The sequence below is a fragment of the Aromatoleum tolulyticum genome, assembly GCF_900156155.1.
GTDB classification, from domain to species: Bacteria; Pseudomonadota; Gammaproteobacteria; order Burkholderiales; family Rhodocyclaceae; genus Aromatoleum; species Aromatoleum tolulyticum.
This window is the reverse complement of sequence record NZ_FTMD01000001.1, coordinates 208,087-231,319: the sequence shown is the minus strand read 5'-3', so window position 1 is coordinate 231,319 and position 23,233 is coordinate 208,087. Positions and strand designations below refer to the sequence as shown.

The window sequence follows — 23,233 nt, the reverse complement described above, 5'->3', positions numbered from 1 at the left end:
GACTTGCGCTTTGTTTTCAACTCCGGCACGGCACGGAATCACGTCCCGTGGCGGGGCTGGCGGGGGTGCCTCCTCGCACCCTTGCTTCCATCATGAATGGGAATGATGACGATTTCCAGTGGGTGATCAAACAATCTGTGTCGGAAGCCACGCCGCGATGTGGTCGGCCACCGGGCGCCAGTCGCGTTCGAGCATCACGCCGTGTCCCAGACCGGGAAAGATGTGCGCGGGCTCGCCGTAGATCGCGGCGGTCATGGACACCTGCGCGGGCGGGATGAGGTGGTCGTGCTCCGCGCCCAGGATCAGCATTGGCGGGCGGTGCATGCGTCCCGGCTGCGGCAGGTTGAACAGCGTCATGTCCCAGATCGCGCGATGCGATTCCGGCTGGCACTGGCGGTAGTAGCGCATCAGCGCGGCGTCGTCGACGGGCTGGTGGAAGAGGGCTTCGCGCAGGCCCTCCGGCTCGGGATGTCCGCCGTTGAGCATGCTGTTGAGGTCGTTGATCAGGTTGGGCTTGTTGAACATCAGCCCGATCGCCGAGCCCATGAGCCCCTGCGGCGGCACCGAGCACAGCAGCACCGCGGCGGGCGCACCGGCGCGTTCGAGATACTTCTGCACGACCATGCCGCCCATCGAGTGGCCGATCAGCACCGGCGCGGCGGGCAGGCGGGAGACGACCTCGGCGACGTCGCGCACGTAGTCGTCGATCGACAGCGTGTCGAGCACCGTGCGCCGCCGGCTGCCACCGTGCCCCGACAGCGAAACGGCGTAGCTGGTGTAGCCGGCGTCGGCGAAGTAGGGCAGGAAGTGCTCGGCCCAGCACCATGCGCCGGTGTAGGCGCCGTGGATGAAGAGCAGGGGCGTTGCGTACGCGGGCTTGCCCGACGGGCTGCAGGCGAGGACTTCGAGGTCGCCGAAACGGTTGGCGTTCATGCGCGGCTCCTCTTCGCGCGGGCCGTCTCGGGGGGATTTGCGCCACAGGTGTCGCCGTGGCGGTCGGCGGCGTCGATGCCGCGCGCTGCGGGCTGCATCCGGGAGGTGAGGTCGGTCATTCTTGATGTCTTCTTGTCGAGGGCGGGTGGGCCCGGTGGGGTGCGCGCGTCGGCACGTTGCGACAGCGCGGTCTCGCGGGGTCTAATGCTCGTTTAGCTGCCGGAGCAGGGCGTGGTGAAGTGGCTCGTCGTGATCGTGCTGATGGTACTGGTTATCGGCCTGTTCCGCCCGGGGCTGACTCGGCTGCGCTTCGGTCATCTGCCCGGAGACCTGCATTTTCGCCTCTTCGGCCGTGCCTTTCATCTGCCGTTTACCAGCACGATCCTGCTGTCGCTGGTGGCATGGGCGATCCTGCGGGCGCTGTGAGCGGGGCGCGCGCCGCTTGGTTCGCCGCGCGGCGCGAACTCAGCCCGCATCGACGGCGGTCCGGCCGCCCAGTGCCTTGACCGCGGCGACGCGTGCCGCATGCACGCGCTGCGGGATCTGCGACTTGTCGTCGCAGGCACGCGCGATCGCGCCCGCATCCACCCCCTGCATCGCGGCCAGCGCCGCACGCCAGCGTTCCGCGCGGACGTAGGGCGCCTCGCGGCCGGGACGGCCGTGGTAGTCGCAGGCCGCGGCTTCCAGCAGCAGCGCGAAACGCTCGGGCCGGCGCAGGGCGTCGACCGTTTCCAGCACCTTGACGATGGTTTCCGGGCGCAGCTTTTCGACCTGGTGAAGAATTCCGTGCTCGCGGGCGAAAATCACCGCGAGGTCGCGGCACTCGACCGGCGCGCGCAGGCGCTCCGACACCGCACGCGCGCGGGTCGCGCTCTTCGCCTCGTGGCCGTAGTGGTGCGGCAGGATGTCCGCGGGCGTGTCGCCCTTGCCGAGGTCGTGCATCAGGCAGGCCCAGCGCACGGCGAGCGGCTGCCGGGTCTTCGCCGCATGGTCGAGCACCAGCAGCACGTGTTCGCCGGTGTCGACCTCCGGGTGGTGCTCCACCGGCTGCGGTACGCCGAACAGGCGCTCGACTTCGGGCAGGATGCGCGCCAGCGCGCCGCAGTCGCGCAGCACGCGCAGCATGCGCGAGGGGCGCGCTTCCATCAGTCCGCGCGCGAGTTCCTGCCACACCCGCTCGGGCACGAGATGATCGACCTCGCCGTTGTCCACCATCGCGCGCATCAGCGCCAGCGTCTCCGGGGCCACGCTGAAGTCGCCGAAGCGCGCGGCGAAGCGCGCCACCCGCAGGATGCGCACCGGATCCTCGGCAAACGCGGGGCTGACGTGGCGGAAGATGTGCGCGGCGAGATCGGCCTGCCCGCCGTAGGGGTCGATCAGCGTGCCGTCCTCGTCCGCCGCGATCGCATTGATCGTCAGGTCGCGCCGCAGCAGGTCGTCCTCCAGCGTGACGTCGGGCGCGGCATGCACGACGAAGCCGGTGTAGCCGCGCCCGCTCTTGCGTTCGGTGCGCGCGAGGGCGTATTCCTCGTTGGTCTGCGGGTGCAGGAAGACGGGGAAGTCCTTGCCGACCGGGCGGAAGCCGCGCCCGAGCATCTCCTCGGGTGTTGCGCCGACCACCACCCAGTCGCGGTCCTGCACCGGCAGGCCGAGCAGGCGGTCGCGCACGGCACCGCCGACGACATAGCAGCGCATCAGCCGTATAGGTCCTCGAAGGGGATGGACTCGGTCTCCGCGTGGGCCGACGCTTCCCATTCCTTCATCGCCGGATGGGCGAGCATCGCCGCGAGGTATTCGCCGGCCGCGCCGGCGGGCTTGACGTCGTAAGTCTTGAAGCGGAAGCAGATCGGCGCGTACATCGCGTCGGCAATCGTGAAGGCGCCGAACAGATACGGGCCGGCCGGATTCGCCGGTGCGCCGAAGCGCGCGCGGCAGTCGTTCCAGATCGCCTCGATGCGCGCGATGTTGGCATCGACGGCGGGCGTGTGGCCCTTGCCGGCGTAGTCCTTGCGGATGTTCATGGTCATGTTCTGGCGCAGGTCCGGGAAACCGGAATGCATCTCGGCGCTGATCGCGCGCGCGAACGCGCGGGCCGCGGGATCTGTCGGCCACAGGCCGGGCGCCTTCTCGGCGAGGTATTCGCAGATCGCCAGCGAGTCCCACACCGTGAGGCCGTGGTCGATCAGGCAGGGCACTTTGCCCGAGGGCGAGTGCTGCAGGATGCGCTCGCGGCTGCCCTCGATGAAGAGCGGAATGCGGATCTCCTCGAAGAGCTGTCCGGCGGCGCGGGCTGCGAGCCATGCGCGCAGGGACCAGGACGAATAGTTCTTGTTGCCGATGATGAGCTTCATGCGTTCGCCTCCGTTGGGGACTACTCGGGTGCTGCGAGAAAGAATCAGACGTGGCGCGTGCGGCGCGCGCGGCGGCGCATCGGGTAGTAGCGGGCGCGCAGATGACGGTCGCCGATCCAGGTCGGCGCGAGCGCCTCGAGCCCCGCCGGCGTCATGCCGAAAGGCAGGGGTGCGCCGCCGGCGACGTTGTCGACGCGCATCGAGCGCACGTTGTCGCGGCTCATCAGCGGCCGCGGCGCGAGTTCCATCAGCCGTGCCTGCAGCAGCGCGAGGCCCTCGGGCAGCGGGATCACCGGGCGCGGCCGGCCGGAAAGCTCGCTGACGTATTCGACCAGCTCGCGCAGCGTGTAGACCTTCGGTCCCGCCACCTCGTAAGTCTGGCCGCGTGCCGACGGCTCGGTGAGGCTGCGCCATACGACCTCGGCGACGTCCTCGACGTGCACCGGCTGGAAGCGCGCGTGCGCGCCCGCAAGCGGCAGCATGGGCAGGCGCCGCGCGAGGCGCACGAACATGTTGAGGAAGCTGTCTTCGCGGCCGAAGATCACCGACGGGCGCAGGATCGTCCACGCCGGTGCGTTGCCGGCCGCGTGGATGGCCTCCTCGCCGGCCGCCTTCGAGCGCTGGTATTCCGACGGACCGTCCGCCGCCGCGCCGAGCGCGCTGATGTGCACGAGGCGGGCGACCCCCGCGGCCCGGCAGGCGGCGACGATCTTGCGCGGCAGCTCGACGTGGGCGCGTGCGAAGTCGGGGCCGTAGGGACGGCCGGGGCGCGAGTGCAGGATGCCGACGAGGTTCACGACCGCGTCGGCGCCCGCGAAGAGACGCTCCAGCGTCGCCGGGGCATGGATGTCGGCTTCTATGACATCGACGGTCGGCAGCACCAGCAGCTCGCCCGCATGGATGTAGCGCCGCGTCGGCACCAGCACGGCGATGCCCTCGCGCGACAGGCGGTTGGCAACGGCGCGGCCCACAAACCCGGTGCCGCCGACGAGTACGACGCGTTCCAGTTTCATGCTGCTGCCTCCTTGCGCGGGGCGGACAGGCTTCTAGGGTTCCGCCGTCAGCCGTGGCGAGATCGTGCCGAGACGGGCCTTCAGCGACTGCGGCTTCGCCTCCAGCATCGCGGCATAGATGACCGCATTGGCCATCACCTTTTTCACATAATCGCGCGTTTCGTCGAAGGGGATCGTCTCTGCATAGATCGCGCCTTCGAGCGGCCGTTCGTCGCGCCACCTGCGCGCGCGTCCCGGTCCCGCATTGTAGCCGGCGGACGCGAGCACCGGATGGTCGTCGAGATCCTCGAGGATCAGGCGCATGTAGCTCGTGCCCAGCAGCACGTTGGTGTCGGGGTCGGTCAGCATGCCCTGGTGATAGCCGGCGAGGCCGATCTTGCGCGCCACCCATTTGCCCGTGGCCGGCATCACCTGCATCAGGCCCTGGGCGCCGGAACTGGAGCGCGCCGGTGCGATGAAACGGCTCTCCTGGCGCATCAGGCCATATACCCAGGCCATGTCCAGGCCCTGCTGGTGCACCTGTGGCTCGATGAGCTGGCGGTAGGGCGTGAGGAAGCGCAGGTCGAAGTTGGCCTGCGGGTCGGTGCGTTCGGCGGTGTTGATCGCGCGGTCGTAGATCTCGTTGCGCAGCGCGAGCCGTGCCGCGGCGATCAGGAAGCCCTCGTCGCGGCCGCGCAGCGACCAGTTCCATTCGCGCATGCCCTCGGTGCGCATCTCCAGCCGGTACAGCGCGAGCGCGCGACGCAGCCCGGGGTCGGCATCGGCGCGCGCAATGTCCTCGGCCGTGACGGTGCCGCTACGCGACGGGGCGGCGAAGGCGTTGCCCAGCTCCTCTCCGGCGAGGATGCCGTAGAAGCTGGGCCGTCCGGCGATGCGCTGGAACAGGGCCGCGGCCTCCGCGGGGCGGCTCTGTGCCGCGAGCGCGCGGCCGAGCCAGTAGGTCCATTCGGGTTGCGTCTGCTCGGTTGCGGCGAGGCCCTCGATCGCCGCCTGCACGCCGCGCCAGTCCTCGACGCGCAGTTCGGCGCGCACGCGCCACGCACGCTGCTCCGCGCTCATCGGCACCTTGCCGGCGGCGCGGAACCAGCGCACCGCCCCCGGCGAGCCCTGCAGCGATCCGTGGTGGCCCAGCGTCGCATGGATGTAGGCGCGCTCGTCGGCGCCCAGGCGATCCTCGATGCGCGCGAAGCGCGCGTAGGCGGACGACACGTCTTCGCGCGCGATGCGCACGAGCGCGGCCATGGCGAGCTCGCGGCCCGCGCGCGAGATGGCGAAATTCGCCGGCAGGCGGTCGAGCCAGGTCGACGGGCTTTTCATCATGCGGTCGAAGTCGGCGACCGAGGGAGCGTCCGCGGGTTTCATCCACGACAGCGTCGCGCGCGCGTTGGACGGGCTGCGGCTGTCGATCTGCCGCCGCGCCCGCCACCACAGCTCGTCGCTGCCGATGTGCCCGGCCAGCGCCAGCGTGCGGAACACCGGCTCGCAGGCGTTGTGGTTGTCCGCGAGTTCCATCCAGCGTGCGCGGACCTCGTCCAGCACCGTCATGTCGCCGGACTCCAGCCGTGCGTTGCGCTGCAGACAGCGCAGCTCGGCGTCCGGTTCGCGCAGGTCCGCGTAGACCTGCAGGAAGCCGCTCCAGTCCTGTTCGCGCGCCATGCGCCGCAGCCAGTCGCCGCGCAGGCGCTCGGCGAGCTGGCTATCGGGCTCGCGCAACAGGAAGTCGTTGAGCTCGTCGACCGGCAGCGCCTCGGGGCGCGCGAGGATGTTCGTCAGCCGCCAGTAGCGCACGTAGGGGTCGAGCACGTGCGGTTCGCGTTCCGCGGCAAGGCGCTCCAGCGTCGCGCGGTCGCCGGTGCGCAGCGCTTCGCGCGCCGCGAGAATGCGGTCGTCCCCGATCTGCCCGTAGGCGCCCTGCGTCAGGCTCGCCAGCACCAGTGCCAGCGCCGCCCACAAACCCTTTGCCATCCCTTACCATCCCCTTTCGATCTGCCCGACCATACCACAGTGAATCCCGCTCTTCCCGCCCCCGACATCGACCCGGTCGAGCAGCGCCGGGCCCTGCGCGCCCGCACCATCGCCGCACGCCAGGCGCTGACTGCGACACACCGCGCCGCGCTGATGCGCCATTTCGAAACTCACCTCGGCGAACTCGTCGCCCGCCTGGCGCCGACGACGCTGGGCTTCTGCTGGCCCTACCGCGGCGAGCCGGACCTGCGCGCGTGGGCCGCGCACTGGCTGGCGGGGGACGCATCGCGCGTCGCGACGCTGCCGGTAGTACCGCACGAGGCCGGACCGATGGTGTTCCGCCGCTGGATTCCCGGCATGGAAATGCCGCTCGACCGGCACGGCATTCCTCATCCCGCGGAAGGCGACCCGCTTGTTCCCGACCTGATTCTCGTGCCGTGCAACGCCTTCGATGCCGCGGGCTACCGCGTCGGCTACGGGGGCGGATACTTCGACCGCACGCTGGCGGTGATGAATCCCGTCGCGGTGGGGCTGGGCTTCGAATTCGCCCGCGTCGACGACGTCCGGCCGCAGCCGCACGACCGCCCGATGGACTGGATCGTCACCGAGGCGGGTGCCTTCCCCGCTCAGCCGAGGAACATGCGGTAGGCCGGGTTGGCCGACTCGTCCGCGTATTCGTAGCCGAGCCGGTCAAGGAAGTCCTGGAAGGCATGCTTGTCCTCGGGCGGCACCTGCATGCCGACCAGGATGCGGCCGAAATCGGCGCCGTGGTTGCGGTAGTGGAACAGGCTGATGTTCCAGTCCGAATGCAGGCTGGTGAGGAAATTCATCAGCGCGCCGGGGCGCTCGGGGAATTCGAAGCGATACACCAGTTCGTTGTTCACGTGCGGCGCGCGCCCGCCGACCATGTAGCGGATGTGGCTCTTCGCCATCTCGTCGTCGGTGAGGTCCACCGCCGGCAGTTCGTGGCGTTCCAGCATCTCGATGACGCGCGTGGCCTCGGCGCGGTTATGCACCGCCACGCCGACGAAGATGTGCGCGCGCTGCGGGTCGGCGTAGCGGTAGTTGAACTCGGTGATGTGGCGGTTGCCGATCAGGCTGCAAAACTTGCGGAAGGAGCCCGGGCGCTCCGGGATCGTCACCGCGAACACCGCCTCGCGCTGCTCGCCGACTTCCGCGCGCTCGGCAACGAAGCGCAGCCGGTCGAAGTTCATGTTCGCGCCCGACGCCACCGCGACGAGGCTCTTGCCGTGCAGGTTGTGGCGCTTCGCGTATTCCTTCGCGCCGGCCACCGCGAGTGCGCCCGAGGGCTCGAGGATCGAGCGCGTGTCCTCGAACACGTCCTTGAGCGCGGCGCAGATCGCGTCGTTGTCGACCAGGATCATCTCGTCGACGTACTGCTGGCACAGGCGGAAGGTTTCCTCGCCGACCTGCTTCACCGCGGTGCCGTCGGCGAACAGTCCGACCTGTTCGAGCGCGACGCGGCGGCCTTCGGCGAGCGAGCGGGTCATCGCGTCGGCGTCTACGGTCTCCACGCCGATGATCTTCGTTTCCGGGCGCAGGCGCTTGATGTAGGCGGCGACGCCGGCGATCAGGCCGCCGCCGCCGACTGCGCAGAACACCGCGTGGAGCGGATCGGGGTGCGCGCGCAGGATCTCCATGCCGATCGTGCCCTGGCCGGCGATCACGTCCGGGTCGTCGTAGGGATGGACGAAGGTCAGCTTCTCGGTCTTCTCCAGTTCGACCGCGTGGGCGTAGGCGTCGGAGTACGAGTCGCCCGCGAGCACGACCTCGCCGCCGCGCGACCTGACCGCGTCGACCTTGATCTGCGGCGTCGAGGTCGGCATCACGATCACCGCGCGCACCCCCATACGCTGGGCGGAAAGGGCGACGCCCTGCGCATGGTTGCCGGCCGAGGCGCAGATCACGCCGCGCTTGAGGGCCTGCGGCGACAGGTGCGCCATCTTGTTGTACGCGCCGCGCAGCTTGAAGCTGAACACCGGCTGCATGTCCTCGCGTTTCAGGTAGACGCGGTTATGCACGCGTTCCGAGAGGTTCGTGGCGAGGTCCAGCGGTGTTTCCTCGGCCACGTCGTAGACGCGGGCATTGAGGATCTTTTCCAGGTAGTCCGGTGTTGCGGCAGTCATCAGGGAAGCCTTCGCGGGGAGGCGCAAAGACCTTGAGCGTATCAGCCGATGCGGCAGTGCGGCAAGAGCTACGCCGGCGGCGGGCGATCAGAGGGTTTCGCCGTCCGCGTCGAGCAGGCGCTGCTGGCGGTCGATGAATTCCTGCGTCGAATCGATGCCGCGCAATTGCAGGATCGTCGAGCGCACGGCCGCTTCGAGCAGCACTGCAATGTTGCGTCCGGCCGCGACCGGCAGGGTGGTGCGGATCACCGGCACACCGAGGATGTCCTGCGTCTCGCGCTGCACCGGCAGGCGCGAGGGGTCGGACTGGCCCGGCAGGCGGCGTTCGAGATGCACGATCAGGCGCAGGCGCATCTTCCGCCGGCACGCGGTCTCGCCGAAGATCGTGCGGATGTTGAGGATGCCCAGGCCGCGCACCTCGATGAAGTCCTTGAGCATCTCCGGGCACCGCCCTTCGAGCACCGTCGGCGCGATGCGCGAGAACTCGACGATGTCGTCGGCGACGAGGCCGTGGCCGCGCGAGATGAGTTCGAGCGCGAGTTCGGACTTGCCGGCGCCGGAGCTGCCGGTGATGAACACGCCGATGCCCAGAACGTCCATGAACACGCCGTGCAGCGAGATTTTCTCGGCGAGTTCGCGCGACATGTAGAGGCGCAGCTGGTCGATCACGCTCGCGGAGGGCTGCGGCGTCGTGATCAGCGCGACGTCGGCGTATTCGCAGATGCCGCGCAGGATGTCGGGGATTTCGCAGCCGTCGGCGACGATGATGGCCGGCGGGCGCGCGCTGATGATCTCGGTGAGGTGGTGGGCGACCTTCTCGCGCGAATGGCGTTGCGCCCACGCGAGCTCGGCCGCGCCCAGGATCTGGATGCGCGTCGGGTGGATCAGATTGAGGTGGCCGACGAGGTCGGCCGGCCAGATACGCTCTTCGTTGACCGAGATGACCCGGTCGAGCCGGCCGCTGACGTGCGTCAGCTCCAGCTGCTCGCGGTGCAGGTCATACAGCCGCGCGACGCTGGTCTGCCTCATGCGGGCCCCAGGAGGCAAACAGCGAATGGATCGTCGCGGCGTCGGGCGCGTTCTGCAGCTGGTCGCGGAAGTCGCGGTCGCTGAACATCTGCGCGAGCTCGGACAGCAGTTGCAGGTGGGTCTCGTTGGCCTGTTCGGGCACCAGCAGCACGAACAGCATCGTGACGGGGCGGCCGTCGGGGGCGTCGAACTGTACCGGGGCGGACAGGCGCAGGAAGGCGCCGGCGGCTTCCTTCAGGCCCTTGATGCGGCCGTGGGGAATCGCGATGCCCTGGCCCAGTCCGGTCGAGCCGAGGCGCTCGCGCGAAAACAGGCTGTCGAAGACGACGCTGCGGGCGATGCCCTGATTGTTTTCGAACAGGAGTCCGGCTTGTTCGAAGACGCGCTTCTTGCTGCTGGCGTCCAGATCGATGACCACGTTCGAGGGTGGCAGGAGTTCGGCAATGAGGCTCATGCGAATCACCACCTGCACGACACGGGCCTTGCCGGTGCCGGGAGGGCGCGGAAAGAGGCTCGGGGTGTGCAGCAGGCGCGGATTGAAAACGCGCGAATTATAAACACACCCCGGACCCCCGGCGCGAATTAAAGGATCACAGCTCGGTCGGCTGCTGGTGCTTCAGCGTGTCGTGGCCGTGGTCGTAGTTCTTGTCCTTGTACTTGAGGACCTGGCGGTCGAGCTTGTCGGTCATGCTGTCGATCGCGGCGTACATGTCGCCGTCCTCGCTCTCGACGTAGATGTCCTTGCCGCGTACGTGCAGCGTGACTTCCGCTTTCTGCCGCAGCTTCTCCACCGACAGGATCACACTGACGCTGGTCACGTTGTCGAAGTGGCGGATGACGCGATCGAGCTTGGTGTTGACGTACTCGCGGATCGCGGGGGTGACTTCGACATGATGTCCGGTGATGGTGAGATTCATGATGTTTCCTCGTATTGTCAGATCGTCTTTCAGATCGCTTTGCGCAGGCTGACCGGCGGGATATTGAGTGACTCGCGGTACTTCGCGATCGTCCTGCGTGCCACCACGATACCCTGCTGGCCCAACAATTCGGCAATTTTCGCGTCGGACAGGGGCTTCTTCCTGTCTTCGGCCTCCACCAGCTGGCGAATCAGCGCTCGAATCGCCGTGGAAGATGCCGCCCCACCGGTGTCGGTGGCAACGTGGCTGCCGAAAAAGTACTTCAGTTCGAACACGCCGCGCGGTGTGGCCATGAATTTCTGCGTCGTGACTCGCGAGACCGTCGATTCGTGCAGCTCGAGCTGGTCCGCGATCTCCCTCAACGTCAGAGGTCGCATCGCCACATCGCCATAATCGAAGAACTGCCGCTGCTGGTCAACGATCGCCTGGGAAACGCGCAGGATCGTGTCGAAACGTTGTTGCACATTCTTGATCAGCCAGCGCGCTTCCTGCAGCTGGCTGGTGAGCGCGCCGCCCGATCCGCGGTTCTGCTGCAGGATGCTGGCGTACAGGGAATTGATGCGCAGCTTGGGCATCGCCTCGGGGTTGAGCGTGACCGTCCAGCGGTTGCGCACCTTGCGCACGACGACGTCGGGCAGGATATAGCGCGTCTCCTGTACCGAGTGCTGCGAACCCGGGTGCGGGTCGAGGCGGCAGATCAGCGCGTGCGCGGCGCGCAGCGCGTCGTCGTCGCAGCCGGTGGCGCGCTTGATGCGCAGGAAGTTGCGCTCGGCGAGCAGGTCCAGATGCTCGTCGACGATCTTCAGCGCGAGGTCGCGCGTCGGGCAGGACGGCATCGCCCGGAGCTGCAGGCTCAGGCATTCCTGCGGCGTGCGCGCGCCGATGCCGGCCGGGTCGAGGTTCTGCACGTGGTGCAGCGCGATCGAGAGGTCGTCCAGGTCGTATTCGAGTTCCGGCGGCAGCAGCGGCAGCAGTTCATCGAGCGACTGGTTGAGGTAGCCGTCGTCGTCGAGCGCCTCGATGATGAAGCGCACCAGCGCACGGTCGCGGTCCGAGAGCGGCGACAGGCTGACCTGCTGGTCGAGGTGGTCGCGCAGGCTGGTGCCGGCCGCCTGCAGTTCCTGGAAGTCGGTATCGTCGTCATCGTCGCGGTTCGACGAGCCGCTGCTCGCGCTCGACCATTCGCCGGCCTCATCGAAGCTTGCCGGCTCGGCGTCGCCATGCGCTTCCTCGCCGGGGGCCGGCGTGTCGGGCTGGTTGCCGGCTTCCGGCGTCTCGCCCGGGCCCTGGGCTGAGCCCGGTGCAAAATCGCTGCCATCGCCGTCCTCGCGCTCGAGCATGGGGTTTTCGAGGAGGAAGCGTTCCAGCTCCTGGTTGAGCTCCAGCGTGGACAGCTGCAGCAGCTTGATCGATTGCTGCAGCTGCGGCGTCAGCGTGAGGTGCTGGGAGATCTTGAGCTGGAGGGACGGTTTCATGGGGCGACGCTGCTTGGATCAGAGGCGGAAATGCTCGCCGAGATAGACACGGCGAACCTGTTCGTTGGCGACGATCTCGTCGGGCCGTCCGCTCGCGAGCACGCGGCCTTCGCTGATGATGTAGGCGCGGTTGCAGATGCCGAGCGTCTCGCGCACGTTGTGATCGGTGATCAGCACCCCGATGCCGCGGTCGCGCAGGAAGCGGATGATCTTCTGGATGTCGAGCACCGCGATCGGATCGACCCCCGCGAAGGGTTCGTCGAGCAGGATCAGGCGTGGGTCGGTCGCCAGTGCGCGGGCGATCTCGCAGCGGCGCCGTTCGCCGCCGGACAGCGACACGGCGGTGTTGTCGCGCAGGTGGGCGATGCCCAGCTCCTCGAGCAGTTCCTCGAGGCGTTCGTCGACGCGTGCGCTGCCCAGGCCCTGCAGTTCCAGCACCGCGCGGATGTTCTCGGCGACGGTGAGCTTGCGGAACACGCTCATTTCCTGCGGCAGGTAGGACAGGCCGAGGCGCGCCCGCGCATGTACCGGGATGTGCGTGAGTTCGGCGTCGTCGAGGCGGATGTCGCCGCCGTCGGCGCGCACGAGGCCCACGATCATGTAGAAGCAGGTGGTCTTGCCGGCGCCGTTGGGGCCCAGCAGTCCGACCACTTCGCCGCTGCCGACTTCGAAGCCGACATCGTGGACGACGGTGCGCGCCTTGTAGCGTTTCTGCAGTCCGGCGACCTTAAGCAGACTCATCGGGGTTCTCTTTCAATATCTTGCGGATCACGTCGGTGCCGAAGCCACGACCTTGCAGGAATCTCGCCTGGCGCGCCCACTCGCGCGCATCGGCCGGCGCGGCGCCGAACTTGCCGCGCCATACGGCGCGCGCGCGCTCGACGTCATCCTCGACGGCTTCGGCGTCGAGCGCCGCGTCTATCGTGTCGCGCCCGACGCCGCGCTGTGCGAGCTCACGCCGCAGGCGCGCCGTGCCGAAGCGGGCAGCCTTGCTGCGCACCCAGGCTTCGGCGAAACGGTGGTCGCTGAGCAGGCCGAGTTCGGTGATGCGGTCGAGCACGTCTTCGATCTCTTCGGCTGCGCCGTGCGGGGCGAGCTTGCGGGCAAGTTCGGCGCGCGAGTGCTCGCGACGCGCGAGGTGCCGCAAGGCGCGTTCCCGCAGGCTCGTCTCCGGCATGATCCCGGGAAGGGGCGTCAGGCCGCCTCGGCTGCCGGCTGCGCGGGTTCGGCCGGCAGTTCCTTGAGGCCGACCGCGACGCGCACCTTGTTCTCGATTTCGCGTGCGAGGGCCGGCTTGCTGCGCAGGAACTCGCGCGTGTTGTCCTTGCCCTGGCCGATCTTGTCGCCCTGGTACGCATACCAGGCGCCCGACTTGTCGACGATCTTGTTCTCGACCCCGAGGTCGATGATCTCGCCTTCGCGCGAGATGCCTTCGCCGTAGAGGATGTCGAAGTGCGCTTCCCTGAACGGGGGCGCGACCTTGTTCTTGACGACCTTGCAGCGGGTTTCGGAGCCGATGACCTCGTCGCCCTTCTTGATCGCGCCGGTGCGGCGGATGTCGAGGCGCACCGAGGCGTAGAACTTCAGCGCGTTGCCGCCGGTGGTGGTTTCGGGGTTGCCGAACATCACGCCGATCTTCATGCGGATCTGGTTGATGAAGATCACCAGCGTGTTGGTGCGCTTGATGTTGGCGGTGAGCTTGCGCAGCGCCTGGCTCATCAGGCGGGCCTGCAGGCCGGGCAGCTGGTCGCCCATCTCGCCTTCGATTTCGGCCTTCGGCGTCAGCGCCGCAACCGAGTCGATGACGACGATGTCGACGCCGCCCGAGCGCACCAGCATGTCGGCGATCTCGAGCGCCTGCTCGCCGGTGTCGGGCTGCGAGATCAGCAGGTCGGTGATGTTTACGCCGAGCTTCTCGGCGTAGCCGACGTCGAGCGCGTGCTCGGCGTCGATGAAGGCTGCGGTGCCGCCGAGCTTCTGCATCTCGGCGATGACCTGCAGCGTCAGCGTGGTCTTGCCGGACGATTCCGGTCCGTAGATTTCGACGACGCGACCGCGCGGCAGGCCGCCGAGGCCGAGCGCGATGTCGAGCCCGAGCGAGCCGGTCGAGACCGTCTGGATGTCCTTCTCGACGTTGCCGTCGCCCATCCGCATGATCGAACCCTTGCCGAACTGCTTCTCGATCTGCGAGAGCGCGGCGGCGAGGGCCTTGGCCTTGTTGTCGTCCATGTCCTGTCCTTTCAAAACGTTGGGGAATTATGGCACAGAGATTGCTGGTGTGTTGCAGGTCGCCTGCATGACGATCTAAATATGATTATGTCATCAACTCGGCGAGCGCGCGGATGACCGCCTGGCGCCGGATTCCGGTGCGATCGCCGGCGAAGCGGACGGTCTCGCTGCGGACCTCGCCGCCGCGCTCGCCCCATGCGAAGCACACCATCCCGACCGGCTTGGCGGCGGTGCCGCCGCCCGGGCCGGCGACGCCGGAAACCGCCAGGGCATAGCGTGCGCGGCTGTGCGCGAGGGTGCCGGCGACCATTTCGCGCACCGTTTCCTCGCTGACGGCGCCGTGGCGGGCGAGCGTCGCCGCGGTCACGCCGAGGAGTTCCTGCTTGGCTTCGTTCGAATAGGTCACGAAGCCGCGGTCGAACCAGCCGGAGCTGCCGGCGGTGGCGGTCACGGTCTGCGCGACCCAGCCGCCGGTGCAGGATTCCGCGCACGCGAGGGTTGCGCCGCGCGCGGCGAGCCAGTCGCCGACCCGGCGCGACAGGGCGTGCAGTTCTTCGTCGATCATCGGCTCACCCGAGGAAGTGCTTGAGCATGGCGAGCGCGAGGATCGCGTAGCCGGCGGCGATCAGGTCGTCGAGCATCACGCCGAAGCCGCCGCCGACGTGGCTGTCGGCCCAGCGGATGGGCTGCGGTTTGACGATGTCGAAGAAGCGGAACAGCGCGAAGGCGGTCGCCTGCCACGCCAGTCCGGGCGGAGCGAAGAACAGCACGAGCCAGAACGCGACGATCTCGTCCCACACGATCGCGCCGTGGTCCGGTGTGCCGAGGGCGCGCCCGGTGCGGTCGGCCGCGATGATGCCGGCGACGAAGAAGCTCGCGAGCAGGGCGAGGAACACGAATTCGGAGATCGGCGCGCGCAGCAGCGGATAGAGCAGCCAGGCGGCGAGGGTGCCGGCGGTGCCCGGCGCGCGCGGGGACAGGCCGGAGCCGAACCCGAGCGAGATGAAGTGCGCGGGGTGGCTCAGGAGCAGGCGGACGGTGGGGCGCATGGACGGCCTTCGGTGCGTGGGTCAGGCGAAATGGTCGTAGCCGGCGTGGGCCGTCGGGTGCTCGCGGCCGTCGGTCTCGCGCAGCACGAGTTCGCCGGCGCTCGCGGTGATCGTGCCGATGCGCGACAGCGGCAGCCCGTGCCCGTGGGCGAGCGCGGCGAGGCGCTCGCGCTGCGCGGGCGGCGCGGCGAACAGGAGTTCGTAGTCGTCGCCGCCCGACAGCAGGCAGCGCCGCGCGAGGGCGTCGTCGGCCCCGCAGGCGTGCAGGGCGGCAAGGGGCAGTGCGGCGACGTCGATAAGCGCGCCGCAGCCGGAACATTCGAGGATGTGGCCGAGGTCGCCGAGCAGCCCGTCGGAGACGTCGAGCATCGCGCTGGCGATGCCGCGCAGGGCCTGCCCGAACGCGACGCGCGGCTGCGGGCGGTGCAGGGCGGCGAGGCATGTGCGCGCAGCGTCCGCGCCGAGCGCGACTTCGCCGCGCAGGTGTGCGAGACCGAGCGCCGCGTGACCGGGCGTTCCGGTGATCCACAGGTCGTCGCCGGTGCGTGCGCCGCCGCGCGTGACTGCCGCCCCGGCCGGGACTTCGCCGAAGATCGTCACGCACAGGTTCAAGGGGCCGCGCGTGGTGTCGCCGCCCGCGAGATCGACGCCGAACGCGTCGGCGCAGGCGAAGAAGCCACGGGCGAAGGCCGCGATCCACGCTTCGTCGGCTGCCGGCAGCGACAGCGCGAGCACGGCCCAGCGCGGCTCGGCGCCCATCGCGGCGAGATCGGAGACGTTCACCGCGAGGGTCTTCCAGCCCAGCGCCTCGGGGTCGGCATCGGCGAAGAAGTGCGTGCCGGCGACCAGCATGTCGGTCGATACGGCGAGCTGCATGCCCGCCCGCGGCGCGAGCAATGCCGCGTCGTCGCCGACCGACAGCGTCGTGTGGTGCGCGGGGCGGGTGAAGTGGCGGCGGATGAGGTCGAACTCGGAGGGCATGGGCGGCGCGGCGCGGTTGATCGCGCGCAAGCTTACCGCAGTCGTGGCGGCTGCGACCAACGGCACCTGAATGCGGAGCGCCCGCGCCGCGCGCCGACGGGTAAGATGAAAACAAATATTGCTGGCGGGGGGCGGGATGGTTGCCAATGTGGCCGAATCTCGGGGGGACGGGGACGAACCGTTGCCGGGCTTCATCGTCCGTGACGAAGACGGGCTGTGGGTCGATCTGTCGCAATTGGGGGGCGCTGCGGAGTTTCGCGCGTGGGTGGACCGGGCGTTCATTCGCGGCATCTGCTTCCGGGAACTCGACTACGCCGCCTTCGTGCGCCTGGCATTCGATTGCGAGGCGGGGTGCGTCGATGACGAAGTCGAGGCTTGCGCGACCACCGGGCAGCCGCCGCGCGTGCGCTTCGCCGCCGGCATGACCCACATCCTGCCGGTGCGCATGCCGCTTTATCGGGGCCTCAAGATCTCGGGCGCGCGTGCGGAATACCTGTTCGAGCCGGTGAGTATCGACTGCACGGTGCCGCGCACCGCCGCGGGTGGTTCGGCGGATGGTACGGAGTTCGAGACGGTCACGCAGAAGACCCGGCTCGATTTCGACGAGTTCGTCGCCCAGGCGTGGCTGAAGGGCCTGCGCTGCGGCATCGACGAGTCCGTCGTGCGCGGTGCGATCGACAGCGAGCGCACGGGCAGGGTTGTCATCGCCCACGCCGTACCGCCGGGTGCCGGCCGCGATGCGTGCGTCGAGGAGCTTTCGGCGGGCATGCACCGCGATGACGCGCCGGGGCTGTTGCCGGACGGGCGCGTCGATCTCGCCCGCTTCCGCAACCGTTTTCCGCAGATCCGCGCGGGCGAGAAGCTGCTGCGCAAACGGCCGCCTGTGCCCGGCGAACCGGGCCGCGAACTCGACGGCCGGGCGGTGGCGCCCGCGCTGCCAAAGGACATCGACTTTGCCGCGCTCGCGGGTGCGGGCACGCGTGTCGAGAGCGGGCCCGACGGTGAGTTCATGGTCGCGACGATCGACGGTTTCCTCGACATCGACGAGGCGTCGAGCAAGATCTCGGTGACGGACAAGATCGTCAATCGTGCCGGCGTGAGCCTGCGGACGACGGGCGACCTCGTGCTGATGGGCGACGATTACGAGGAGCACGGCGAGATCCAGGAAGGCCGTGTGGTCGAAGGGCTCAACGTGACGACCTTCGCGGACGTATTCGGCAAGCTCGTGTCGCATGGCGGCGCGGTCGTGCTGAAGAAGAACCTGAGCGGCGGTGCGATCGTGAATCCGGGCGGGCAGGTCGCGGTGGACGGGCGTGTCAGCGGCGCGACGATCCTTGCGCCGGACGGCGAGGTGACGCTGCAGCATGCCGAGAACAGCCTGATCGTCGGTCGCTGCGTCGTGGTGCGCGAACGGGCCGTCGGCTGCGACATCCTCGCCGACGAGCTGGACATTGCCCTTGCCGAAGCCTCGGTGCTGGCCGGGTGCAGGATCGCCGTCGCGCAGGTGCGTCCGCACGGACCGGCCGAGACCGTCGTGTCCGTCCTGGTGCCGCCCGAAGCCGCGCAGGGCGAGCTGATCAAGGCGGCACGCGCGCAGCTCGGCGAGCTACAGGCGGCCGACGAGCAGGCGAAGCAGATCATGGAGACCTTGCGCGCGCGACCCGGGGTGACCAACTACCTGACCGTCGCCGCCAGGGTCCGCCGCGAGGAGATCGCGTTGAGCGCCGAACAGCAGGTCGCCTTCCACAAGCTGCGCGACAGCGTGACGCCGGTGCTCAAGGCCATGGCGCAGCTGTCGGAGCAGGGCAAGGCGCGCGCGGCGCATCGCGACAAACTGCTCGCGGGGATCGCTGCGGTGGAAGCGGCGCGGCAGGCGGCGGCCGCATCGATCCATTGCCGCATCGGCGACATCGCGGGCGATGTGATCGTGCGGGCGCGGTATCTGGCCGCCGATGCGAAGGCGCCACAAAGCTTGGCGCCGGGAGAGCTGAGGGCCTTCCTGCGGGCTGCGCCCGGCGGCAGCCGGCCGCTGTTCGCCGGCAGCAGCGGCAGCTTCGAGTGGAGCCCGGCCGGAAGCGCGGGCGAGACGGGTTGAGCGTCCGGCGCCTGCGTCAGGGCCGGATGCCCGAGCGTTTGATCAGCAGCGCGACTTCGCCGACGACGCCGCGGCGGAAGGCGAGCACGCAGACGACGAAGATCACGCCGGTCAGCACGGTGACCCACTGTCCCAGTTCCGCGCCGTAGTTCTGCAGGCTCACGACGATGGTCGCGCCGACGATGGGGCCGAACACCGTGCCTACCCCGCCCAGCAGCGTCATCAGCACGACTTCGCCGGACATGTGCCAATGCACGTCGGTCAGCGACGCGAGCTGGAACACGAGGGTCTTGGTCGCGCCGGCGAGGCCCGCAAGCGCGGCCGACAGCACGAAGGCGAGCAGCTTGTAGCGATCGACGTCGTAGCCGAGCGAGATCGCGCGCGGCTCGTTCTCGCGGATCGCCTTCAGCACCTGGCCGAAGGGCGAGTCGATCGCGCGGTCTATCACCCAGAAACCGAACAGGAATACCGCGAGCACGAAGAAATACATGTTCATCGTGTCGGAGAGATCGATGAGGCCGAACAGGTGGCCGCGTGGAATGCCCTGCATGCCGTCCTCGCCGCCGGTGAAGGGGAACTGCAGCGCAAGGAAATACACGAGCTGGGCGAGCGCGAGCGTGATCATCGCGAAATAGATGCCGGCGCGGCGGATCGCGAGGCTGCCGAAGATGAAGCCCAGCGCCGCGGCGCCCACCGTGCCGGCGAGGAGGCCCAGCTCCGGCGACAGACCGAGCCCTTGCATCGTGTAGCCGCAGAGGTAGCCGGCGGAGCCGAGGAAGGCGGCGTGGCCGAAGGACAGCAGGCCGGTGTAGCCGAGCAGCAGGTTGAACGCGCAGGCGAACAGCGCGAAGCACAGGATCTTCATCACCAGCACGGGATAGACGAGGAAGGGCGCGACCAGCCCGAGCAGGAGCAGGACGATCCAGCCGATGTGTTTGCCATTCATGGTGCGATTCCCGGTGCGGAGGCGCCGTTCGGCGGCAGGGTCGGGGCGCCTTTCGGCGCCGGGGTCAGGGCGATGAGGGGACGCGGCATGGCGCTCAGCGCTCCCGCCCGAAGAGTCCGGCCGGCCGCAGCAACAGCACGATGCCCATGATGACGAAGATCACGACCGCCGACGCCTCGGGGTAGAACACGCGCGTGAGGCCCTCGATCAGCCCGAGGCCGAGGCCGGTGACGATGGAGCCCATGATCGAGCCCATGCCGCCGATCACCACCACCGCGAACACGACGATGATGAGGTTGGAGCCCATCACCGGGTTCACCTGGAACACCGGCGCGGCGAGCACCCCGGCCAAGGCCGCGAGCGCGACGCCGAAGCCGTAGGTGAGGGTGATCATCAGCGGCACGTTGATGCCGAAAGCCTGCAGCAGCTGCGGGTTCTCGGTGCCCGCGCGCAGGTAGGAGCCGAGCTTGGTGCGCTCGATGATGAACCAGCTGCCGAAGCACACGACCAGCGACACCGCGACGACCCAGGCGCGGTATTTCGGCAGGAACATGAAGCCGAGGTTGAAGCCGCCCGACAGCAGCTCCGGCACCGGGTAGCTTTCGCCGGAGATGCCGAAGCGGTAGCGGAACAGCCCTTCGATGATCAGCGCGAGCCCGAAGGTCAGCAGCAGCCCGTACAGGTGATCGAGCTGGTACAGGTGCTTGAGCATCGTGCGCTCGATCAGCATGCCGAGCGCCCCGACGACGACGGGGACGGCGATCAGTGCGACCCAGTAGTTGAGCCCGAGCCAGGTCAGGCCGATCCACGCGCAGAAGGCGCCCGTCATGTACAGCGCGCCGTGCGCGAAGTTGATGATGTTGAGCAGGCCGAAGATGATCGCCAGCCCGAGGCTGAGGATCGCGTAGAACGAGCCGTTGATGAGCCCGATCAGCAGTTGCCCCATCAGGGCCTGGATCGGAATGCCGAAGATGTCCATGGTCTCGCGCTCGGGTGTCGGTGCCGGCCGCGGGGTGGTGCGCGTTCGCGCTGCTCACCACCCCGCGGTCATGGCCGGTCTGGCGTGCCTGATCCTACTTCTTGACCAGCGGGCACTTGCTCTCGGCCAGCGGGATATAGGCTTCGTCGCCGGGGATCACCTCGCGGATGTGGTAGTAGTCCCACGGGTACTTGGACTCGGACGGTTTCTTCACCTGCGCGAGGTACATGTCATGCACCATGCGGCCGTCGACGCGCACCTTGCCGTTCTTGGCGAAGAAGTCGTTCACCGGCATTTCGCGCATCTTCGCCATCACCGCCTTCGCCTCGTCCGTCCCGGCGGCCTTGATCGCCTTGAGGTAGTGGTAGGTCGCCGAGTAGTCGCCGGCCTGCACCATCGTCGGCATGCGCTTCATCTTCTCGAAGTAACGCTTCGACCATGCGCGCGTCTCGTCGTTGCGGTCCCAGTAGAAGCCGGTCGTCAGGTACATTCCCGCCGTCGCCTCGAGGCCCAGGCTATGCACGTCCGAGATGAACATCAGCAGGCCGGCGAGCGACTGCTTGGGCGTGATGCCGAACTCCTTCGCCTGCTTGATCGAATTGATCGTGTCCGCCCCCGCGTTGGCGAGACCGATCACTTGCGCGCCGGAGGCCTGCGCGCTCAGCAGGAAGGACGAAAAGTCGCTGCCCGGGAAAGGGTGGCGCACGCTGCCGAGCACCTTGCCGCCGCTCTTCGTGACCACGTCCGAGGTGTTCTTCTCGAGCGAGTGGCCGAAGGCGTAGTCGGCGGTGATGAAGTACCAGTTCTTGCCGCCCTGCTTGACGACCGCCTTGGCGGTGCCGACCGGCAGCGCGTAGGTGTCGTAGGCCCAGTGCACGGTGGTGTCGTTGCACTGCTCGTTGGTGATCGGGGTCGAGCCTGCGCCGGATACCAGCGAGACGCGGTTCTTCTCGTTGGCGACCTTCATCACCGCGAGCGCGGTCGAAGTCGTCACGAGGTCCACGATCGCGTCGACCTTCTGTGTGTCGAACCACTCGCGCGCCTTGTTGGCCGAGATATCGGCCTTGTTCTGGTGGTCCGCCGAGATCACCTCGATCTTGAAGTCGGGCTTCTCCTTCGCGACGAAGTCCTCGACCGCCATCTTCGTCGCCTCGAGCGCGCCCGGACCCGACAGGTCAGAATACGTGCCCGACATGTCGGTGAGCACACCCAGCTTCACGATGCCGTCGCTGACCGTCGTCGCCGCGGGCGACAGCGCCGGTGCCATCGCGACGGTGGCCGCGATCGCCGAACCCAGAATCTTGCGCTTCATCCTCTCTCTCCTCCTCGTGTGCCGGGGCTCAGACGCCCAGCAGTTTTTGCAGCAGGGGCATCTTCGACTCGAGCTCGTCCTTGCTCACCATCTCGACGATGCGGCCGTGTTCGATGACGTAGTGGCGGTCCGCGAGCCGCGCCGCAAAGCGGAAATTCTGTTCGACCAGGATGATGGTCAGCCCCTTCTCCTTGAGCTGCGCGATGACGCGGCCCAAGGCCTGCACGATCACCGGCGCGAGGCCCTCGGTGATTTCGTCGAGCAGAAGCAGGCGCGCGCCGGTGCGCAGGATGCGCGCCATCGCGAGCATCTGCTGCTCGCCGCCGGACAGCCGGCTGCCGGGGCTGCTGCGCCGCTCCTTGAGGTTGGGGAACATCTCGTAGATTTCGTCGAGCGACATCCCGGAGCTGTTCACCGCCGGCGGCAGCAGCAGGTTCTCCTCGGTCGACAGGCTCGCGTAGATGCCGCGTTCCTCGGGGCAGTAGCCGATGCCCAGATGCGCGATGCGGTGCGTCGGCAGGTCGATGACCTGGCGGCCGTTGATCATGATCGAGCCGCTGCGCTTGCCGACGAGCCCGAGGATGGCCTTCAGCGTGGTCGTGCGGCCGGCGCCGTTGCGCCCCAGCAGCGTCACCAGTTCGCCGCGGTTCACCTGGAAGTCGATGCCGTGCAGGATATGCGACTCGCCGTAGAACGCGTGCAGGTCGTGCACCCGCAGCATCTCCGAATCGGGCGTGAATGCGCTCGCCTTAGCCATGTGCGGTACCCATGTAGGCCTCCAGCACGCGCGCATCGGCCGAGACGACTTCGTAAGGCCCTTCGGCCAGCACGGCGCCGCGCTGCAGGACGGTGATCGTGTCGCAGATATGCGAGACCACGCCGAGGTTGTGTTCGACCATCAACACCGTGCGGTTGGCTGCGACGCGCTTGATCAGGTCGGCCACGCGCCCGACGTCCTCGTGGCCCATGCCCTGCGTCGGCTCGTCGAGCAGCATCAGCTCGGGCTCCAGCGCGAGCGTCGTCGCGATCTCCAGCGCACGCTTGCGTCCGTAGGGCAGCTCCACCGTCACCGTGTCGGCGAAGGACCGCAGGTCGACGGCTTCGAGCAGTTCCATCGCGCGCCCGTTCAGCACGTCCAGGCTCTTGGCGGAGCGCCAGAAGTGGAAGCTCGTGCCGAGCTTGCGCTGCAGCGCGATGCGCACATTCTCGAGCACCGACAGATGCGGGAACACTGCCGAGATCTGGAACGAGCGCACGACTCCGCGGCGCGCGATCTGCGCGGACCGCTCGGGCGTGATGTCGATGCCGTTGAAGTGGATCGTGCCGCGCGTGGGCGTGAGGAACTTGGTCAGCAGGTTGAAGACGGTCGTCTTGCCTGCGCCGTTGGGGCCGATCAGGGCGTGGATCGTGCCCCGCTGCACCTGCAGGTTGACCTTGTCGACCGCGACGAACCCCTTGAACTCCTTGGTGAGGTCGCGGGTTTGAAGGATGTAATCCGTGCTCATCGCGTCTGTCAGATCCTGCCTCTCTCGGTGGGTCGAAGCTGAACTGCGCCGGCAGCGGGTGCCGGTTGAAACACGTGTCGTCGTCGCGGAGCGGACAAGGACGGCAGCAGACGGATTATAAGAACCCGTGTTGCGCGAATATGTATCCTTGATCACGGCCGGCACAAGTTAACACCCGTGCCGGGGTGCGTCAATGCGTATCGACTAGGGGTGAACCCGCATGGCTGCTCGATCTGCAGGCGGCGCGGGAAGAAAAAAGCCGCCGTCGCTTGCGCAACGGCGGCCTTTCCGGACGCATTCCGGCTGT

At 68.3% G+C, this 23,233-nt stretch carries 25 protein-coding genes; 3 read left to right on the top strand and 22 right to left on the bottom strand.

Annotation, left to right across the window (positions count from 1 at the left end; genetic code table 11):
- Positions 1 to 126 precede the first annotated feature (126 nt).
- Both BW991_RS01035 and BW991_RS24300 read right to left on the bottom strand, forming a co-directional pair.
- Positions 127 to 933 carry an alpha/beta hydrolase gene (locus tag BW991_RS01035; RefSeq protein ID WP_076600238.1) on the bottom strand — a complete coding sequence of 269 codons (807 nt, stop codon included), beginning with the start codon at positions 931 to 933 and terminating at the stop codon, positions 127 to 129.
- Complete coding sequence (locus tag BW991_RS24300; protein WP_280174113.1) at positions 930 to 1,052, bottom strand: hypothetical protein; 123 nt, start codon at positions 1,050 to 1,052, stop codon at positions 930 to 932. The genes BW991_RS01035 and BW991_RS24300 overlap by 4 nt, the downstream gene beginning before the upstream one ends.
- A 115-nt stretch (positions 1,053 to 1,167) precedes the next feature.
- Between BW991_RS24300 and BW991_RS01030 the strand changes: the two genes are divergently transcribed.
- Positions 1,168 to 1,359 (top strand): DUF2905 domain-containing protein, encoded by a 192-nt coding sequence (locus BW991_RS01030; RefSeq protein ID WP_224792842.1) that lies wholly within the window; start codon positions 1,168 to 1,170, stop codon positions 1,357 to 1,359.
- Between the two features lie 39 nt (positions 1,360 to 1,398).
- On the opposite strand, the gene BW991_RS01025 is transcribed toward BW991_RS01030, so the two are convergent.
- From BW991_RS01025 to BW991_RS01010, 4 genes are read right to left on the bottom strand one after another with little or no spacing between them, the layout of a single operon-like run.
- The gene (locus BW991_RS01025) at positions 1,399 to 2,628 is read right to left on the bottom strand and encodes a multifunctional CCA addition/repair protein (protein WP_076600236.1); all 1,230 of its coding nucleotides are present in this window, start codon (positions 2,626 to 2,628) and stop codon (positions 1,399 to 1,401) included.
- Positions 2,628 to 3,284, bottom strand: a complete 657-nt coding sequence (locus tag BW991_RS01020) for a glutathione S-transferase family protein (protein WP_076600235.1) — start codon at positions 3,282 to 3,284, stop codon at positions 2,628 to 2,630. The genes BW991_RS01025 and BW991_RS01020 overlap by 1 nt, the downstream gene beginning before the upstream one ends.
- A 44-nt stretch (positions 3,285 to 3,328) precedes the next feature.
- Entirely contained in the window at positions 3,329 to 4,297 is a 969-nt protein-coding gene (locus BW991_RS01015; protein WP_076600234.1) for a complex I NDUFA9 subunit family protein, read from the bottom strand.
- A gap of 33 nt (positions 4,298 to 4,330) precedes the next feature.
- Positions 4,331 to 6,262 (bottom strand): lytic transglycosylase domain-containing protein, encoded by a 1,932-nt coding sequence (locus tag BW991_RS01010; protein WP_076600233.1) that lies wholly within the window; start codon positions 6,260 to 6,262, stop codon positions 4,331 to 4,333.
- A gap of 39 nt (positions 6,263 to 6,301) precedes the next feature.
- Between BW991_RS01010 and BW991_RS01005 the strand changes: the two genes are divergently transcribed.
- Complete coding sequence (locus tag BW991_RS01005; protein WP_076600232.1) at positions 6,302 to 6,910, top strand: 5-formyltetrahydrofolate cyclo-ligase; 609 nt, start codon at positions 6,302 to 6,304, stop codon at positions 6,908 to 6,910.
- On the opposite strand, the gene ilvA is transcribed toward BW991_RS01005, so the two are convergent.
- The 11 genes from ilvA to thiL form a co-directional block, all read right to left on the bottom strand.
- Positions 6,889 to 8,409 carry a threonine ammonia-lyase, biosynthetic gene (gene ilvA, locus BW991_RS01000; RefSeq protein WP_076600231.1) on the bottom strand — a complete coding sequence of 507 codons (1,521 nt, stop codon included), beginning with the start codon at positions 8,407 to 8,409 and terminating at the stop codon, positions 6,889 to 6,891. The genes BW991_RS01005 and ilvA overlap by 22 nt on opposite strands.
- A gap of 87 nt (positions 8,410 to 8,496) precedes the next feature.
- The gene (hprK, locus tag BW991_RS00995) at positions 8,497 to 9,438 is read right to left on the bottom strand and encodes an HPr(Ser) kinase/phosphatase (protein ID WP_076600230.1); all 942 of its coding nucleotides are present in this window, start codon (positions 9,436 to 9,438) and stop codon (positions 8,497 to 8,499) included.
- Entirely contained in the window at positions 9,407 to 9,892 is a 486-nt protein-coding gene (gene ptsN / locus BW991_RS00990; protein ID WP_076600523.1) for a PTS IIA-like nitrogen regulatory protein PtsN, read from the bottom strand. Before ptsN ends, hprK begins: the two co-directional genes overlap by 32 nt.
- 136 nt (positions 9,893 to 10,028) lie before the next feature.
- Complete coding sequence (gene hpf / locus BW991_RS00985; protein ID WP_018988425.1) at positions 10,029 to 10,355, bottom strand: ribosome hibernation-promoting factor, HPF/YfiA family; 327 nt, start codon at positions 10,353 to 10,355, stop codon at positions 10,029 to 10,031.
- A gap of 29 nt (positions 10,356 to 10,384) precedes the next feature.
- Positions 10,385 to 11,830 (bottom strand): RNA polymerase factor sigma-54, encoded by a 1,446-nt coding sequence (locus BW991_RS00980; RefSeq protein WP_076600229.1) that lies wholly within the window; start codon positions 11,828 to 11,830, stop codon positions 10,385 to 10,387.
- 18 nt (positions 11,831 to 11,848) lie between these two features.
- Positions 11,849 to 12,571: an LPS export ABC transporter ATP-binding protein gene (lptB, locus tag BW991_RS00975; RefSeq protein ID WP_076600228.1), complete on the bottom strand. Its 723-nt coding sequence runs from the start codon at positions 12,569 to 12,571 to the stop codon at positions 11,849 to 11,851.
- The gene (gene recX, locus BW991_RS00970; protein WP_076600227.1) at positions 12,558 to 13,007 is read right to left on the bottom strand and encodes a recombination regulator RecX; all 450 of its coding nucleotides are present in this window, start codon (positions 13,005 to 13,007) and stop codon (positions 12,558 to 12,560) included. The genes lptB and recX overlap by 14 nt, the downstream gene beginning before the upstream one ends.
- A 17-nt stretch (positions 13,008 to 13,024) precedes the next feature.
- Positions 13,025 to 14,059, bottom strand: a complete 1,035-nt coding sequence (gene recA / locus BW991_RS00965; protein ID WP_076600226.1) for a recombinase RecA — start codon at positions 14,057 to 14,059, stop codon at positions 13,025 to 13,027.
- An 85-nt stretch (positions 14,060 to 14,144) separates the two neighbouring features.
- Positions 14,145 to 14,624, bottom strand: a complete 480-nt coding sequence (locus tag BW991_RS00960; protein WP_076600225.1) for a nicotinamide-nucleotide amidohydrolase family protein — start codon at positions 14,622 to 14,624, stop codon at positions 14,145 to 14,147.
- A gap of 4 nt (positions 14,625 to 14,628) precedes the next feature.
- Positions 14,629 to 15,108, bottom strand: coding sequence for a phosphatidylglycerophosphatase A family protein (locus tag BW991_RS00955; RefSeq protein ID WP_076600224.1), 480 nt, complete (start codon positions 15,106 to 15,108; stop codon positions 14,629 to 14,631).
- Positions 15,109 to 15,129: 21 nt separating this feature from the next.
- The gene (gene thiL, locus BW991_RS00950; protein WP_076600522.1) at positions 15,130 to 16,089 is read right to left on the bottom strand and encodes a thiamine-phosphate kinase; all 960 of its coding nucleotides are present in this window, start codon (positions 16,087 to 16,089) and stop codon (positions 15,130 to 15,132) included.
- Positions 16,090 to 16,270: 181 nt separating this feature from the next.
- Between thiL and BW991_RS00945 the strand changes: the two genes are divergently transcribed.
- Complete coding sequence (locus tag BW991_RS00945; protein WP_244551570.1) at positions 16,271 to 18,184, top strand: flagellar assembly protein A; 1,914 nt, start codon at positions 16,271 to 16,273, stop codon at positions 18,182 to 18,184.
- A 16-nt stretch (positions 18,185 to 18,200) separates the two neighbouring features.
- Here BW991_RS00945 and BW991_RS00940 read toward each other — a convergent pair whose 3' ends face one another.
- The 5 genes from BW991_RS00940 to BW991_RS00920 all read right to left on the bottom strand — a co-directional run bounded on the left by BW991_RS00940 (position 18,201) and on the right by BW991_RS00920 (position 22,926).
- Positions 18,201 to 19,130, bottom strand: a complete 930-nt coding sequence (locus BW991_RS00940) for a branched-chain amino acid ABC transporter permease (protein ID WP_076600222.1) — start codon at positions 19,128 to 19,130, stop codon at positions 18,201 to 18,203.
- Between the two features lie 94 nt (positions 19,131 to 19,224).
- Positions 19,225 to 20,109, bottom strand: coding sequence for a branched-chain amino acid ABC transporter permease (locus BW991_RS00935; RefSeq protein ID WP_076600221.1), 885 nt, complete (start codon positions 20,107 to 20,109; stop codon positions 19,225 to 19,227).
- Between the two features lie 94 nt (positions 20,110 to 20,203).
- On the bottom strand, positions 20,204 to 21,421 hold the full coding sequence (locus BW991_RS00930) for an ABC transporter substrate-binding protein (protein WP_076600220.1): 1,218 nt from the start codon (positions 21,419 to 21,421) through the stop codon (positions 20,204 to 20,206).
- A gap of 28 nt (positions 21,422 to 21,449) precedes the next feature.
- Positions 21,450 to 22,178 carry an ABC transporter ATP-binding protein gene (locus BW991_RS00925; RefSeq protein WP_076600219.1) on the bottom strand — a complete coding sequence of 243 codons (729 nt, stop codon included), beginning with the start codon at positions 22,176 to 22,178 and terminating at the stop codon, positions 21,450 to 21,452.
- Positions 22,171 to 22,926 carry an ABC transporter ATP-binding protein gene (locus BW991_RS00920; protein ID WP_076600218.1) on the bottom strand — a complete coding sequence of 252 codons (756 nt, stop codon included), beginning with the start codon at positions 22,924 to 22,926 and terminating at the stop codon, positions 22,171 to 22,173. The genes BW991_RS00925 and BW991_RS00920 overlap by 8 nt, the downstream gene beginning before the upstream one ends.
- Positions 22,927 to 23,233 lie beyond the last annotated feature (307 nt).

Excerpts from the sequence above, each read along its gene's own strand:
- BW991_RS00955 (WP_076600224.1), bottom strand. The coding sequence starts at position 15,108 with ATGCGCCCCACCGTCCGCCTGCTCCTGAGCCACCCCGCGCACTTCATC.
- BW991_RS01020 (WP_076600235.1), bottom strand. The coding sequence starts at position 3,284 with ATGAAGCTCATCATCGGCAACAAGAACTATTCGTCCTGGTCCCTGCGC.
- BW991_RS01010 (WP_076600233.1), bottom strand. The coding sequence starts at position 6,262 with ATGGCAAAGGGTTTGTGGGCGGCGCTGGCACTGGTGCTGGCGAGCCTG.
- BW991_RS00920 (WP_076600218.1), bottom strand. The coding sequence starts at position 22,926 with ATGAGCACGGATTACATCCTTCAAACCCGCGACCTCACCAAGGAGTTC.
- recA (WP_076600226.1), bottom strand. The coding sequence starts at position 14,059 with ATGGACGACAACAAGGCCAAGGCCCTCGCCGCCGCGCTCTCGCAGATC.
- recX (WP_076600227.1), bottom strand. The coding sequence starts at position 13,007 with ATGCCGGAGACGAGCCTGCGGGAACGCGCCTTGCGGCACCTCGCGCGT.
- BW991_RS01015 (WP_076600234.1), bottom strand. The coding sequence starts at position 4,297 with ATGAAACTGGAACGCGTCGTACTCGTCGGCGGCACCGGGTTTGTGGGC.
- ilvA (WP_076600231.1), bottom strand. The coding sequence starts at position 8,409 with ATGACTGCCGCAACACCGGACTACCTGGAAAAGATCCTCAATGCCCGC.
- BW991_RS24300 (WP_280174113.1), bottom strand. The coding sequence starts at position 1,052 with ATGACCGACCTCACCTCCCGGATGCAGCCCGCAGCGCGCGGCATCGAC.
- hprK (WP_076600230.1), bottom strand. The coding sequence starts at position 9,438 with ATGAGGCAGACCAGCGTCGCGCGGCTGTATGACCTGCACCGCGAGCAG.
- hpf (WP_018988425.1), bottom strand. The coding sequence starts at position 10,355 with ATGAATCTCACCATCACCGGACATCATGTCGAAGTCACCCCCGCGATC.
- lptB (WP_076600228.1), bottom strand. The coding sequence starts at position 12,571 with ATGAGTCTGCTTAAGGTCGCCGGACTGCAGAAACGCTACAAGGCGCGC.
- BW991_RS01035 (WP_076600238.1), bottom strand. The coding sequence starts at position 933 with ATGAACGCCAACCGTTTCGGCGACCTCGAAGTCCTCGCCTGCAGCCCG.
- BW991_RS00930 (WP_076600220.1), bottom strand. The coding sequence starts at position 21,421 with ATGAAGCGCAAGATTCTGGGTTCGGCGATCGCGGCCACCGTCGCGATG.
- BW991_RS00935 (WP_076600221.1), bottom strand. The coding sequence starts at position 20,109 with ATGGACATCTTCGGCATTCCGATCCAGGCCCTGATGGGGCAACTGCTG.
- BW991_RS00925 (WP_076600219.1), bottom strand. The coding sequence starts at position 22,178 with ATGGCTAAGGCGAGCGCATTCACGCCCGATTCGGAGATGCTGCGGGTG.
- ptsN (WP_076600523.1), bottom strand. The coding sequence starts at position 9,892 with ATGAGCCTCATTGCCGAACTCCTGCCACCCTCGAACGTGGTCATCGAT.
- thiL (WP_076600522.1), bottom strand. The coding sequence starts at position 16,089 with ATGCCCTCCGAGTTCGACCTCATCCGCCGCCACTTCACCCGCCCCGCG.
- BW991_RS01025 (WP_076600236.1), bottom strand. The coding sequence starts at position 2,628 with ATGCGCTGCTATGTCGTCGGCGGTGCCGTGCGCGACCGCCTGCTCGGC.
- BW991_RS00960 (WP_076600225.1), bottom strand. The coding sequence starts at position 14,624 with ATGATCGACGAAGAACTGCACGCCCTGTCGCGCCGGGTCGGCGACTGG.
- BW991_RS00940 (WP_076600222.1), bottom strand. The coding sequence starts at position 19,130 with ATGAATGGCAAACACATCGGCTGGATCGTCCTGCTCCTGCTCGGGCTG.
- BW991_RS00980 (WP_076600229.1), bottom strand. The coding sequence starts at position 11,830 with ATGAAACCGTCCCTCCAGCTCAAGATCTCCCAGCACCTCACGCTGACG.